Genomic DNA, 14,132 nt, shown 5'->3' on the forward strand with positions numbered 1-14,132 from the left:
AACTTAATATCCAATATGGTTTTATTAAGATAGTAGTCTGCCATTATTTCATGGCGGCTTTTAAATATCATTGTCCCCCTCCGATGATGCAAGTTATACTTTTCCACCAGTTAAAAGACAACGTGACTCAGAGTTGCAAAAAGGTAACAATCATGGAATTGATGAACAATGAGCTGACCTGCTTTGCAGCCATTTGTAAACACCTCTCTCTTACTGAGGCATCAAAAGAACTTGGAAAGTCGAAGGCTCAAGTCAGCAGGCAGCTAGCAGCATTAGAAAAACAACTTGGCGTAACACTCGTCCACAGAACAACAAGGAAACTCGTTTTAACTGATCATGGCGAAAGCATTAGAGAGCTTGCTATCAAGACGTTAGAGAGTTTGCACGAGTTAAATTACAGAGCTAGCTCGTTGAGTGAATGCATTGATGGAAAGTTTAAAATCACAATGCCCAACTCTATAGCCTCTTCTATTTTTGGTTCTGTTCTTAAAGACTTAAAAGAACGATATCCAAAAGTTGATTTTGAAATATCGTCAAGTAACAATGTAGAAAATTTATTAGAAAGCAATGTAGATTTAGCGATTAGGCTTAATAATGTTATTGATGACACTCTTATTGCACATGAAATTGGTGATTATAGTGATGTTTTGATATCTAGGGTAAGTAATGCCAACAACAAAACACTATTAATCTACAAACATCATTCGAATAAGGAATCAATTAAAAATCAATATACTGATGTTATCGAAGTTGATAACACCTCTATTTTAATAAACTTTGTTTCTGAGGGAGTTGGGGTTGGTGTCATTCAAAACTATCTTATTAAAAGTAACTATATAGACAAAAACATCCGAATATCGCAAACTTTTGATATAGAACGTTCCATGTATATTGCCTACCCTTATCAAAACCCTTTGCCAAGAAAGCTAGCTGAGATATCTACTTTTATTAGGTCTGAGTTATCACAAGTATTGAAGAGTGAGTCATTTTAGGGCGGTTGTTCAGATTTAGAATTTTGCGTTGTCTACTCAACTAGGCCTAACGCTAATCTTTGTAACATATTGTTTCAGAGGTATTTATTAACACCCCCATCTTTATGCTTGCTATCACAATGTGAGATGCTCTGCCGTCTTGTTATCAAGGTTTTGCGTGGAATAAATCACGTGGGGTAAACGATAGATTGACTTACATTAAAATTTTCATCAAAAGCAACTTTATATAAAATTGATTTCATACCAATCTATGTGTATCTTCTACCCATATCCCCACAATAACCAAGGAGAACGCCATGGATAAGCTACTCGCGTCTGCATTAGAAATTAAGCAGCGAACTATGGTGACTGGCTTTTTTGCTATAAATGGATTCAAAATCGCTATGACCGATTTTGATGATGTCACTTTTGAGCGAGAAGGCGTGCAAGTTAACGTACATTTTGATCTGCAGTCAAACGCGGAGTCTGCATCTGTTTTATCTCATCATGAGGCATCAATCATTCCTGGCTAAAAACTTTTATTATCACCGATACACCAAGCCGAACATAAACGTTCGGCTTTTTAGTGACAAAAAATGATGAGTGCGAACAAGAGTTGTCGATCACTCGTCTAAATAGACGATTAATAAATCAGCTTCAACTTCGTTCACAACCTTTGGTATCGATGAAAAAAAGCGACTCAATAAGTTGTGATGATGACCACAGACAACTAAATCTATCCCCTCTTTTTTGACGATTCCCGATAGTTTTATATGAAGATCGCCGATTACTACCATGGTCTCGTTTACTGGGTATAAGCATTTATCAGCGAGCTCTTGCAGCCTTCTTTCCAATTCTTGCTCTTCCTTCGCTTCCATGACTATGCGATCAACATCTACGTAAACAAATGAGAGTTTGCTGCTTGAGTTATCTGCTTGCATTATTGCTTTTTCGATAACGGCTTGGCTAGATTTAGATAAGTCGACTGCAACCAAAACGTGCTTGTAACCCATCATTCCTCCCTTGGTTAGTTTTTGTTCTCATATTAAGTCTAGTCCACATAGAGCGAACACAACATCAAAACTACTGCTACTCATCCAAAGATCAACGATGTTTTTCAAATTTCTTCTCTAATTATCGGACTATTTAACAGGAAGGACGTCAGGAAACGTTACGTTGTAATAGGCGTTACTGCTCTTGATTTCTACTACTCTTGAGGTTTCATATTACCCACTTCAACGTCGCCTAGTTTAGTAAAACTACTTTAGGATAAGCGTGTTCAATATGTAACTCTCCGCTCAAATCCAGGAGACGTATTTCGGCTAAAAAAACAGCTCAATAAGATGAACTTCGATTCATCTATTACATATGTCTGCGAGTGCTTACTGTTCTTATATCGCGTATTTAATAAGTCTAGTTTAATTACCGTTATAAGTTACGGTGTATCTTTTTTCTTTTTTTAGCATAATCCTCTACCTGGGAACGAAGCCCTCTCGCGCCTTGTAATTAAATTACAAGATCAATCGCAACCAATATGGTTGGCAGATTAAATTCCTGAGGTAAATAATTGATATTATTGAGTTTAATTTATTAGTTCTTTAAAAAATGCCTAATTACCTGTGCTACGAAAACTAAGGTTAACACGATTAGGTAAAATTTTACCAACTCGCTATTTAGTCTTAAAGGCAATTGCACAAGATTACAATCATAGAGGTTTAGTAAATTGTAGTTACAGCGTAATTAGGGTGGTGTTTGGGAATGTAAAGGAATAGAAAATAGAAAGGCAAAAAACAGGGCGTATGCCCTGTCCATGAATTGATTAGTTTTGTTGTTGTTTTTCTGCGTACTCAGAACGAATCCGTTCGGCAACAATTTTGATAGCTTCTGCAGTACTTGTGCCCTTCGCCATCAATTCTTGAATTCTCTCTACAGCTTGTTGTTGCTCTTGGTGGGATAGAGGGGGTAAATCGTCAAACATAAAAAGATCCTCATTTTGAGGAGCTGACTATAACGATTCAATTAATAGGTAGCAAGGAAATTAATGGATGCCCCCATAGCGTTCTCGTTTGTGTACTGAGCTGCGATATCCAATTCGAACAACTTAAGTGGAGACAACCCGATACCAGCAGTAATGGTTCCTTCGTCATTACTTCGAGCTAAGTTCTTCATATACCCTGCTCGTAATGCCATTTGACGCAAAATATCAAATTCAATACCAGCTCGAATCATTTGCGTATTATCATCAAAGGATGAAAAACGTTTTTCTTCGTTGAGATCGTAGTCAACACTCATCGTAAAGTAATCGGCAACAATCCCAGCCCCAACAGTGTATACAGGACGCATGCTATATTCGTATGATTTTATCGTATCACTACCATACTGGAATGATTTTGTTTTAACGTCTCTTCCAATCAAATTTTTCGCTGAAATACCGAGACGATATGGGCCAAAGAACCAAAGTGCGCCTGCGTCTAAGTTAAACATCGTTTCCGCGGTCTCATTTTCACGTAAGTCTTTAGTATCAAAATTCTGAAAACTCGTGGCGTATGAGTATGTGTATATACGCTGAAGTTTAGGAGTAACACCAAAAGAAAGGTGTTGGTTCATGAAATTAGTGTATTTAGCAAGTGAAATACCAGCTTCAGCCACGCCAATAGAAACACCTTGTACATAGCTATCATCTAATGGATTAGTACCTGAGGTATCAACATTTGGTTGTACGAATGATTCAGTGTATAACTTACCGTATGCAGTTGCAGATAAGAATTTGTTGGGAATACCAATGGCAACGACACCACCAAGATCAAAGTCTGTCTTTTTCCCATCGATAGCATCCATCGATTTTTTGATTTCATCGACGTCTGTCAATTTGCTGATGCGTTCGATCTCATCAACTAGATCATATTGATCATCGTAGCTGCCACCAAAACTTGGCACGATCATGCCTGCATCGTCATTTCGGCGATAAATCGCAGTAAGAGCGGGGTTGAAAAAAGGCGCAGTTAGATAAGTTGCTGATACGGTACCAACGCCACCCATTGCATCACTACGAGCCTCTATCGCATAAGTAGCAGCAGAAGCAGCATTAGCGAAAAGAATAGTAGCAACAGAAGTGGCAAGAATTTTATATTTGTTTTTCATACTACACTTGTGATTTTAGTTCGTCCTGAACCTTTATCGGCACAAGTAGTATTTCTTTAACTATTCTTCCTGAGAAAGATCATAGGTTCGGCTAATAGTTTGAGCCTGCTCAACAATTATATCGCCCTGCCAACGGCGACTATTGATACTTACCGCCAATACGTATCTATCGTTTGGGACACCCGCTAGCTCCAATGAATTTGGATAGTTAGACTCGTAAGTCTTTTTCCACATTTGCTCGTACTGGCCATCAATGTAGTCATACAAACCGACTTCAAGTTGCGGTAATGGACAATGGGGATTACGAAGTGCGCTCTTTTCTACTTTCCAATTCTCTTTAGATGTCCAACGAACATATTGAGAAGAGTTTGAATCTCCAAGTATTACCCAAGTTCGATACTCTTGTTTATCAGTAGAAACAACGGTTAAGTGATATAAACCAGCTTCAAGTTTACCTGTTAAGTTATAGCGTTTCGAGTAGCTACGCTCGTTGGCAAGTTCTGTCCCGCTCGGCTGTTGTTCATAGCTGAATGAACTGTCCGCGGATATAGAATCATCCACCCATCGATTAAATGAAATATTTTCGATGTCAGTTGTAGCTCTTAGCTTGATCACCAATCTAAATGTATCTCGCCCAGGGCTTTGAATAGTCTGACGAATAACGTTCACACCACTTATCCAATCAGGCAGCGTTACACCAGTGAGAGCCTTGCCACAGTTTTTAGATAGTGACTGACCAAGAAGATCATTAAGGTGAGGAGTCAAATCTTTACTTGGTTCCGTTTGCCAGAGTTCAACAAGAGAGTTGAACATACCCGCAAGATCATCTTCAAGTAAGTGTTGATGTGCCTGTGTTAAAGGCGTGTTAGTTTGAAACCAGTCCATCGCATGGACTGGTTTCACTAACGCTAATGAGACAACTACAGGGAGTAGTATTTTCATTACGACTTATGCTTTCATCTTGTAGCCAACACCACGAAGTGTTTCAATTTCCAGTCCTGGCAGTTTTTGACGAAGCTGTAGTACATGTGTATCAACCGTACGTGTTGTCGGGAAGTGATTGTAACCCCAAACGTGGTCAAGTAGCTCATCACGAGTAAACACGCGACCTAAGTTTGACGCCAAAAATAGCAGCAAATCAAACTCTGTTCGAGTAAGCGTAATTAGCTCGTCTTTATAAGTCACTTCACGAGTCGAGCGGTCAATCTCTAAGTCTTTTGTAATCACTTTATCAGCGTTGCTTTGTTCTGCTGAATCCGGTGCTCGTAGCTGTGCACGGATTCTCGCAAAAAGCTCCGCCTCAGCAAAAGGCTTTGTTAAGTAGTCGTTCGCGCCGGAATCAAGGCCTGCAACTTTATCTTTTACGGTAACAAGTGCCGTTAACAAGATAACTGGTACGTCTTTAATCTGTTTCCATTCTGGGAGACATTGTACAGAGTCACCATCTGGGAGTTGGCGATCGAGAATTACCAAGTCAGCTTTTTTCCATTGTGGCTCTACGTCTGCAATACGCTCCACATGTAAACACTCATATCCTGCTTGTTCCAGGCTTACTAACAGGCCGTCAGCCAAGTTTTTATCGTCCTCAACGAGAAGCAGTGTCTGTTTCACAAGGTATCTCCAATATAAAAGTTGTAGGTGGTCCCATTAAGGACATTTTTCCGCCCATGCGGCCTACCATAGATTCAACGATTGTTAATCCAAGTCCTAACCCGCTCTTACTTACGAACGGTTTCTTCAAATTTGCCCAATCTTTAGCCGTTAGGCCTCCTGCATCTCGGACTTGGAATACTATTTTTTCTTCACTAGTTGAGACATCCAATTCAACCGGTGCGACACCGTACTTAAGCGCATTACGAAGCAAGTTATCGATACAAGTTCCTAACCAGTACACATTAACTTTAGCAGCCACATCTTCATTGATGTTAAAAAGCACGGCACTATCAAATTCTTCTTCGATCTTAAATTCTAACCAATCTGCTACGGATGGTACCCAGTCTGTTGCAAGCATTTGGTTATCAGATTGCAAATAATCTTTACTCGCTTCTGCCAATTGACGCAGGCGGCGCGTATCTTCACACAATCTGCGGAATTCGTCATACACACTTTCAGGCAAATGCTCGAACTCTCGACGAAAGCCCTCAACCGTTAGTGATAGAGATGCAATCGGTGTTCTGAGCTCATGCGTTAAAATTTGCAACACGAGCATTCTACTACGTAGTTCTTCTCGCTTGCTATTCCAACGGTACACCGCCCAACCAATCACCAAAAGAATATTGGCGATTACCAGTATGATCATACTGATCCGCAAAACTTGCGAGTGATCTTCTACATCCCAACAAATATTGCCTCGTTTAACAAAGCAACTTTTGCTTTGAGAGGCTAGAGCGTATGACAGACCCGCATTCGCTACGTTCTCTTGCCAGATATCTTTCTCGAAAACAAAGTAACGGTCACCACGTCTTAGCCAAAGTTCGTTACCTTCAATAAACATGCTCGCGCCCGCAATCAAAGCATTAATGGCGTCGTCATCCATGTTTTTCAAGCTTTCTAGCAACTCATCCCCTTCCTCGTTATCACGCTCTTTTATATGCATGTACTGAGATAGTTTGGGTTTGAGTTCTGGATACTTATCCACATAACGTGCCGCGTACGTCCCACCACCAGGGTGAATGAGACCACTACGCGAGAACCAACGAGGTGTCAGCTGCGTCCCTTTGCAAATCGCTCTTGTAAATACCAAAGGCTCAGTAATTAAAGGACTTAATGGTAATTTGCCACGACAAGTATTCGCCAAGCTGTAAAGCTGTTGGATATCTTTTAACGGATAGTCAGACGTTTGCGGCAGAAGCGAATCTGGCGCAAGTAACTTGGTAGGATAATTTGATTGCAGAATACGAATATCGTACGACTTAAGAGCTACTTCATAGTTAAATAGCTCTGTAAACGTATCTATTCTTTCTGGTAGTGAATCGGAAAATGCAGGTGCCGAAAAAAGCGGCAATACAGTTGCAAAACCGAGCAAAAACTTTTTAATCAAACTGTTACCGTCACTTGTTACATTAGCCAAAACTATACATCAATCTACAAGCAATTGACATCTGCTAACAGAAGGATTTGCATTACTATAACATTGAAACGGAACAAAAAAGGGCCAGCGATTGCTGACCCTGTATAGTTTTAAATCAAGAATGGTTAAAGTGCTTTAAAAATAGACTCAACACTTTCTTTCGCATCACCAAATAGCATTGATGTATTTTCTTTGAAGAACAGTGGGTTCTGTACTCCTGCGTAACCAGTATTCATTGAGCGCTTGAATACCACTACGTTTTTCGCGTTCCATACCTCCAATACGGGCATACCAGCGATTGGGCTGTTCGGATCTTCCAGTGCGGCTGGGTTGACCGTATCGTTAGCACCGATAACCAATACGGTATCTGTTTCTGCAAAGTCATCATTGATTTCATCCATTTCAAGAACGATATCATACGGTACTTTTGCTTCAGCGAGTAACACATTCATATGCCCCGGTAGACGACCCGCTACTGGGTGAATCCCAAAGCGAACTTCAATACCTTGTGAACGAAGTACATCAGTAATTTCATGAACAGGGTATTGTGCCTGAGCTACTGCCATGCCATATCCTGGAGTGATGATTACTGATTTTGAGTTCTTCAACATCTCTGCAACTTCTTCAGCCGTTGTTTCACGATATTCGCCCTGCTCTTCGTCACCTGAAATCACTATCTCTTGACCAAAACCACCGGCAATAACACTAATAAACGAACGGTTCATTGCTTTACACATGATGTAAGAAAGAATCGCACCTGATGAACCTACCAAAGCACCTGTTACAATCAATAGATCATTTGCGAGCATGAAACCTGCTGCCGCTGCTGCCCAACCTGAGTATGAGTTCAACATAGAGACAACAACTGGCATATCAGCACCACCGATTGAAGCGACTAAATGGTAGCCGAATGCGAACGCGATCAAAGTCATCACAATAAGAGCGAACATGCTGCCATCTGCTTTTACGAAGTAGATCATAAGAAGCGTAGAAATAACAACCGCTGCGAGGTTCATTTTGTGCTTATGAGGCAGGTTAAGTGGCGACGAAGAAATCACACCACGCAGCTTACCAAATGCGACAATTGAACCGGTGAAAGTTACGGCACCGATGAACACACCCAAGAATACTTCTACAAGGTGGATAACATGCTCAGCATGTGTTGCTGCTTCTGGCGCATCTAGGTAACTGTTGTAGCCAACTAAAACCGCAGCTAAACCTACAAAGCTGTGTAGAATCGCAACCAGTTCTGGCATCTCGGTCATTTCTACTTTCTTCGCATAGAAAATACCGATCGCACCACCTATCGCCATCGCGATAATGATCCAACCAAAACCTTGCGCATCTGGACTAAAGATCGTCGCTATTAGCGCGATCGTCATACCAGCGATACCGTAGTAGTTACCATTACGAGCAGACTCTTGCTTTGAAAGCCCCGCCAAACTCATGATGAAAAATAATGCAGCAACAATGTAAGCTGCTTGTACTAATCCTGCAGACATTGTGACTCCTATTTATCTTTGCGGAACATTTCAAGCATACGCTTGGTAACGGTGAAACCACCGAAGATATTGATACTCGCGATCAATACGGCAATAAAAGATAGGAATGAAACGACGCCATTACCTTGTCCAATTTGCAGTAATGCACCAACGACAATAATGCCAGAGATAGCATTCGTTACTGACATTAGTGGAGTATGAAGTGCATGGGTAACATTCCATACTACGTAGTATCCGACAACACACGCTAGAACAAATACAGTAAAGTGAGAAAGAAACGCTGCCGGAGCAACCGATGCAACCCATGCAAAGGCTCCAACAGCCGCTGCCACACCAATAATTTTCTTCGTTGGAGACGTAGGTTCTTCTATTTTAGGCTCTGGCTTTACAGGCTGTTCTTGTTTCACTTGCGGCTGAGCTGAAACCTGAATTGGTGGAGCTGGCCAAGTAACTTCACCTGCTTTCACCACGGTAACGCCTCGGATAACAACATCTTCAAAATCAATATTGATGTTGCCATCTTTCTCTTTACACAGCAGTTTTAGAAGGTTAACAAGGTTTGTCGCGTAAAGCTGAGAAGATTGTGTAGGCAAACGACCAACCATGTCAGTGTAACCAACAATTTTTACCCCGTTATCCGTCATGATAACTTGGTCTTTCACTGTATATTCACAGTTACCGCCATTAGCGGCTGCCAAGTCAACAATTACACTGCCCGCTTTCATGCTGTCGACCATTTCTTTGGTGATCAACTTCGGCGCAGGTTTACCAGGGATGAGCGCGGTCGTAATAATGATATCAACATCTTTAGCTTGCTCTGCGTATAACTCTGCCGCTTTTTTGTTGAAGTCATCAGACATTTCTTTTGCGTAGCCATCCCCAGAGCCTGACTCTTCTTGAAAGTCAACGGTCAGGAACTCAGCGCCCATCGATTCAACTTGCTCTTTTACTTCTGGGCGGACGTCAAACGCACGGACAATGGCACCTAAGCTACCTGCAGCACCGATAGCCGCCAAGCCAGCGACGCCAGCACCCGCAACCAATACTTTCGCTGGAGGTACTTTACCGGCAGCCGTAATTTGACCTGTAAAGAAACGACCAAACTCATGAGCTGCCTCAACCACTGCACGATAACCAGCGATATTAGCCATCGAAGATAGCGCGTCTAAGGCTTGTGCACGTGAGATACGAGGAACGGAATCCATGGCAAGAACGTTAATGTTCTTACTTGAAAGTTGTTCCATCAACTCAGCATTTTGAGCCGGCCAAATAAAGCTAACCAGTGTTGCTCCATCTTGCAGTAACGCAATTTCGTCAATGCCTTGCTCATCATCCACAATTGGCGCATTAACTTTTAAAATAAGGCCAGATGCCCAAACTTCTTCACTAGAAACGATTTTCGCACCAGCTGCTTCATAAGCGGCATCATCGAAACTCGCTAGCACCCCCGCTTGGGATTCAATCGCGACATCGAATCCCAATTTTATTAACTGCTCAACCGACTTCGGCGATGCAGCCACTCGCGATTCACCCGCGAGTATCTCTTTAGGTACACCGATTTGCAAAACGCATACTCCTTGTATACATATCAATAAATTAGTCCCAAAACAGAGCGTCGCTCTACTCTAATTCTTTTTTATTTCTATCTGTTTACCACGCAAGACAATTGCAAACGAAAGATGATGTTTGGGGACACCCATTTGCACAATAACACCTTGACTAACAGCCCTGTTATTATTCTGTTTGTATCGAACGCGTCTCATTACTTCAAGTGTTTTGTAATTTAAATACTAAATTTCATTACATATAACGCTAAGTAATGAATGATTGTCGCTCTGTGCACGAAAAATAACAACGCAACACCGTACTAGACTGAGGTCTAACCAGGTAACGATTAAATACTGACTTAACAGAGATTTAAGCGTTAAAAAGAAAGAGCCACTAGCATATACACTAATGGCTCTTTTTAAGATGACTGGAATCAAATTGCAGTAAATTGCTAGTCGAAGATTTTATCGCCCATTTGATCAATAAACATTTGAGATTTCTTCAACATAAGGTCATTGGCATCTTGCTCTGAGCCAAGCAAATCGGAGCGAATAAACCGATGTGTTTTCACTTCATCATTGTCATGCTTTTCTATTCGACCAGCGATGCGATATTGTCCGCCCTCTGAAAGGCTCTCTGGGTAAATAAGGAAACCTTTATATTCAACTGGTTCGATATTTTTGGCTTCAACCGTTTTCTCACTACCACCAAACAAACGCGAAAAAAATCCCACGATTCCTCCTTGGGTCAGCTCACTAGTCAACTGAGCGACTCTTACTTAATATTAACGTTAAGGATCGGTTTTTCATACCAATCCAACTCTTTGTCATCATCATAACTAGTATGGGAAAAAATTACAGGCACATCATACTCTCGGTTCTTACGCCTGTCTTCTTTCACCATTTCTGCGGCGTTTTTCACCGCTATATCCGCGCTTTGCTTAAACTGGCTTAATTTTTGTTCAGGAAGTGAAGACAAAAAATCAATATCATAACGGATATAGACAGGCTTGAGCTGGATAAGCGCAAGGCAAGCAATATCGGCTAACTGTTCGTTGTCATACTGTTCTAAAAATTCGGGCAAACTGAGAACCTGACCTACTAATGTTTCCATGTAATTGTGCACATCTGAGCTTATCTGCATCTGTAAATCTCCTTTTTCCTATGAAATGAGTATAGCAACGACTTGTTTATAACAACTTATTGATTGCTCTTAATTTAATCAATCTCTCTCTTTTTGCGGTAATGTCTTCCAAAATACTTGGGAAAAGGAACAAATAGACGTATTCTTGCTAGTTCTCAAAGTTCGAAATTCAATAACGGATAAATATCCATATTGATAAAACGATTTACCTAACCAATTATATAGTCAACTATTTTCAGGCAGTTTGTAATAGATGTCCTCATCGTCAATGACTTCATCAGGCTTCAGATTCTTATTCCCTTTTTTGCTACTGGGCATAGTGAGTTCGGGCATGGACAGCATTATTCAGATGACTCAGGCAAACTGGGGCATTGCCGCAAACTTGCCGTACATACTATTAGGTTGTGCGCTACTCCTTTGTTATTCATTTAAGCAAGGCAGAGAGTCCATGGTGTGCTTGGCAATGTTGCTAGCCTATTTCGTGATACAGCACCGCCTACAAGTCCCGCTTCAAAGTGGTACCGCTTTACTTGAGCTAACCATTTTAGCCACGTTACTTCCTGTCTCGTTTCTTACGGTATTTTTGTTTAGTAAAGAAGGTTTTGACTCTAGAGCCATGTTGACTTACATCTTGATGTTAGCAATGTTCGTTCTTTGGTCTTATCTAACGCTAGCATATTACGTTGAAGGAGGGTTTGAACAATGGACAAGCGGTATTTTATTTATTGTACCGACGGTCTCTAAACTGCCTTTAATTCTTGTTTTATATTGCGTGGGTATTGTCTGTTTTCTTGGAATCCTTGTTTTAAAGAAGAATGAAATTATCCATGCGATGACCTACTCTGCCATGGTATTGGCGTCTGCGACGTTCATTTTCTTTGATGTGCAGTACATATCAAGCACCATGTTTACGCTAACAGGGCTGCTTATCATTATTTATGCCGCTTCCGCTAGCCATCAACTGGCTTTCACCGATAGCCTAACGCTGATTCCGAGCAGACGTGCACTTGATCTCGATCTAAAACACATGGGTAAGAAGTTCACGATCGCAATGCTTGATGTTGACCATTTTAAAAAGTTTAACGACACCTACGGTCACGATACTGGTGATGACGTTCTAAAAATGGTCGCTTCGCGCCTCACTAAAACCCCAGGCGGCGCAAAAGTTTATCGATTTGGCGGAGAAGAATTTACCATCGTTTTTAAAGGCAAATACGCTGACGAATGTAAGAACTTTTTGGAAGAAGCTCGCAAATCGATTGCAGAATACGAGATGATATTACGCGATGAAGAATCTCGCCCTGAGAACCATAAACAAGGACAAAAACGTCGTGGTAGCAACAGTTCGAAAAGAAAGTCGGTTTTTGTTACCGCAAGTTTCGGAGTTGCTGATAGCCGGAATGGGCAAGCTCCTCTGGACGTCATTAAATCAGCGGACGAAGCACTTTACAAAGCGAAAAAGGCCGGACGTAACTGCATAAAGCTTCGTTAGGCCCTAACCAATCGTGAAAGTTAACAAGCTTGTCTGGGTTTAAAACAAAACCGAACTTCCCCATCAGCATAACAACTGCACTCATCGTTGCCACTATCCCGATGTTATCTATCTAATCATAGGTATAAGGTATACGCCCGATTGCGACATTCCGTTCGCACTGTTTGCCTATCTTACTTTGAGTTAGCTTTAAAATAACCACCAAAAAGTGACAACGCAACAAAAAGAGTGGCATTCATAAGATTTTGTTTTTAAAAAGAATTAACTACAGTATGTGTGTTTCTTCCCAAAGACTTCGAGGTATATAGCGCTTTATCAACGGTTGCATACAAGTCTGATTGCTCTTCTTTCCCTGTCGGTTGAAAAACAAAAACACCCTGTGACACCGTCACTCTATTTGACACACTAGAATAATCATGTGGGTAATCGAGAAAATACATAGCCTCTTGTATACGCTCAGCTTCTCTTTCTGCTGTTTGAGTGTCGGTACACCCTAGCAACACAACAAACTCTTCTCCACCATATCGACCTACATATTCCCCAGAGCGACAAAAAGTAGCCTTGAGTTGATTCGCAATCGCTTGCAAGCAACGATCGCCTTCAATATGACCGTAATTATCATTAAACGGTTTAAAAAAATCGACGTCCAATAGAATCAAAGCCATTGGCATGTTGTGACGGCCATGCCATGCAACCATCGATTCCAACTTATGGTCGATATAACGGCGGTTATAGAGTTTGGTTAGGCCATCTTCATTCGCTTGCTGAGTCAAAAGTTGATTAACTTGCTCTAATTGAGCTGTCGCTTGCTTAAGCTCTCGTCTCATATGAGCAATACGCTGCATTGCGATAAGTTTAGAGTTCAGTACCAGTTTATCTACCGGCTTAATTAAATAGTCATCACCGCCCGCGTCTATGGCTTTAGCAATCATTTCTGGCTCTTCGTGACTACTCAAGAAAATAATAGGGATCCAATCCGGAAACGTTTCTCTTATATGAAGAGAGACTTCAAAACCGTTCATATCTGGCATTGATATATCGAGTAACACCAGTTCCGGATCAAAACTCTCGTAGGTATTTAACGCCTCTAGTCCACTACCTACGGCTTTTACAATATGTCCAAGTTGCTTTAGACGAATAGCCAACTGCATCCTGTCTAGCTGAACATCGTCAACCAGAAGGATTCGCATCGATGTCCCTGTCGGTTGCATAACGCGTTCCATTTTTAATTATGTCTTTATTAAACATATACCATACTCATAGAG

At 41.2% G+C, this 14,132-nt stretch carries 14 protein-coding genes; 3 read left to right on the forward strand and 11 right to left on the reverse strand.

Features of this window, described 5'->3' with window-relative positions:
• Positions 1-152: 152 nt before the first annotated feature.
• Entirely contained in the window at positions 153-992 is an 840-nt protein-coding gene (locus tag R7E38_RS06435) for a LysR family transcriptional regulator (protein WP_226082994.1), read from the forward strand.
• Between the two features lie 296 nt (positions 993-1,288).
• Positions 1,289-1,504: a hypothetical protein gene (locus R7E38_RS06440; protein ID WP_226082996.1), complete on the forward strand. Its 216-nt coding sequence runs from the start codon at positions 1,289-1,291 to the stop codon at positions 1,502-1,504.
• 90 nt (positions 1,505-1,594) lie between these two features.
• Here R7E38_RS06440 and R7E38_RS06445 read toward each other — a convergent pair whose 3' ends face one another.
• From R7E38_RS06445 to R7E38_RS06490, 10 genes are all read right to left on the reverse strand, one after another.
• Entirely contained in the window at positions 1,595-1,984 is a 390-nt protein-coding gene (locus tag R7E38_RS06445) for a universal stress protein (protein ID WP_053349900.1), read from the reverse strand.
• Between the two features lie 806 nt (positions 1,985-2,790).
• A complete protein-coding gene (locus tag R7E38_RS06450; RefSeq protein WP_226082999.1) occupies positions 2,791-2,949 on the reverse strand; it encodes a YoaH family protein in 159 nt (52 codons plus the stop codon).
• 41 nt (positions 2,950-2,990) lie between these two features.
• Positions 2,991-4,112: a conjugal transfer protein TraF gene (locus R7E38_RS06455; RefSeq protein WP_005388052.1), complete on the reverse strand. Its 1,122-nt coding sequence runs from the start codon at positions 4,110-4,112 to the stop codon at positions 2,991-2,993.
• 60 nt (positions 4,113-4,172) lie between these two features.
• Entirely contained in the window at positions 4,173-5,054 is an 882-nt protein-coding gene (locus R7E38_RS06460; protein WP_033907061.1) for a DUF2861 family protein, read from the reverse strand.
• Between the two features lie 6 nt (positions 5,055-5,060).
• A complete protein-coding gene (gene vxrB, locus R7E38_RS06465; protein ID WP_005376251.1) occupies positions 5,061-5,723 on the reverse strand; it encodes a response regulator transcription factor VxrB in 663 nt (220 codons plus the stop codon).
• Positions 5,698-7,152, reverse strand: coding sequence for a sensor histidine kinase VxrA (vxrA, locus tag R7E38_RS06470; RefSeq protein WP_025767766.1), 1,455 nt, complete (start codon positions 7,150-7,152; stop codon positions 5,698-5,700). Before vxrA ends, vxrB begins: the two co-directional genes overlap by 26 nt.
• Before the next feature lie 155 nt (positions 7,153-7,307).
• Positions 7,308-8,684 carry a Re/Si-specific NAD(P)(+) transhydrogenase subunit beta gene (pntB, locus tag R7E38_RS06475; protein WP_005376248.1) on the reverse strand — a complete coding sequence of 459 codons (1,377 nt, stop codon included), beginning with the start codon at positions 8,682-8,684 and terminating at the stop codon, positions 7,308-7,310.
• 8 nt (positions 8,685-8,692) lie between these two features.
• Positions 8,693-10,249: a Re/Si-specific NAD(P)(+) transhydrogenase subunit alpha gene (locus R7E38_RS06480; RefSeq protein ID WP_136976384.1), complete on the reverse strand. Its 1,557-nt coding sequence runs from the start codon at positions 10,247-10,249 to the stop codon at positions 8,693-8,695.
• 434 nt (positions 10,250-10,683) lie between these two features.
• A complete protein-coding gene (locus R7E38_RS06485) occupies positions 10,684-10,965 on the reverse strand; it encodes an HlyU family transcriptional regulator (protein ID WP_005376244.1) in 282 nt (93 codons plus the stop codon).
• A 41-nt stretch (positions 10,966-11,006) separates the two neighbouring features.
• Entirely contained in the window at positions 11,007-11,375 is a 369-nt protein-coding gene (locus tag R7E38_RS06490) for a late competence development ComFB family protein (protein ID WP_047101090.1), read from the reverse strand.
• A 253-nt stretch (positions 11,376-11,628) separates the two neighbouring features.
• Between R7E38_RS06490 and R7E38_RS06495 the strand changes: the two genes are divergently transcribed.
• Positions 11,629-12,867: a sensor domain-containing diguanylate cyclase gene (locus R7E38_RS06495; RefSeq protein WP_025998618.1), complete on the forward strand. Its 1,239-nt coding sequence runs from the start codon at positions 11,629-11,631 to the stop codon at positions 12,865-12,867.
• Between the two features lie 251 nt (positions 12,868-13,118).
• On the opposite strand, the gene R7E38_RS06500 is transcribed toward R7E38_RS06495, so the two are convergent.
• A complete protein-coding gene (locus tag R7E38_RS06500) occupies positions 13,119-14,078 on the reverse strand; it encodes a diguanylate cyclase (RefSeq protein ID WP_226083003.1) in 960 nt (319 codons plus the stop codon).
• Between the last annotated feature and the right edge of the window lie 54 nt (positions 14,079-14,132).

This window comes from Vibrio sp. Vb2131 (assembly GCF_033338535.1).
GTDB classification, from domain to species: Bacteria; Pseudomonadota; Gammaproteobacteria; order Enterobacterales; family Vibrionaceae; genus Vibrio; species Vibrio alginolyticus.

Coding starts and splice junctions, on each gene's coding strand:
- R7E38_RS06495 (WP_025998618.1), top strand. CDS start 11,629: ATGTCCTCATCGTCAATGACTTCATCAGGCTTCAGATTCTTATTCCCT.
- R7E38_RS06445 (WP_053349900.1), bottom strand. CDS start 1,984: ATGGGTTACAAGCACGTTTTGGTTGCAGTCGACTTATCTAAATCTAGC.
- R7E38_RS06460 (WP_033907061.1), bottom strand. CDS start 5,054: ATGAAAATACTACTCCCTGTAGTTGTCTCATTAGCGTTAGTGAAACCA.
- R7E38_RS06455 (WP_005388052.1), bottom strand. CDS start 4,112: ATGAAAAACAAATATAAAATTCTTGCCACTTCTGTTGCTACTATTCTT.
- R7E38_RS06435 (WP_226082994.1), top strand. CDS start 153: ATGGAATTGATGAACAATGAGCTGACCTGCTTTGCAGCCATTTGTAAA.
- R7E38_RS06440 (WP_226082996.1), top strand. CDS start 1,289: ATGGATAAGCTACTCGCGTCTGCATTAGAAATTAAGCAGCGAACTATG.
- R7E38_RS06490 (WP_047101090.1), bottom strand. CDS start 11,375: ATGCAGATAAGCTCAGATGTGCACAATTACATGGAAACATTAGTAGGT.
- R7E38_RS06450 (WP_226082999.1), bottom strand. CDS start 2,949: ATGTTTGACGATTTACCCCCTCTATCCCACCAAGAGCAACAACAAGCT.
- R7E38_RS06500 (WP_226083003.1), bottom strand. CDS start 14,078: ATGCAACCGACAGGGACATCGATGCGAATCCTTCTGGTTGACGATGTT.
- pntB (WP_005376248.1), bottom strand. CDS start 8,684: ATGTCTGCAGGATTAGTACAAGCAGCTTACATTGTTGCTGCATTATTT.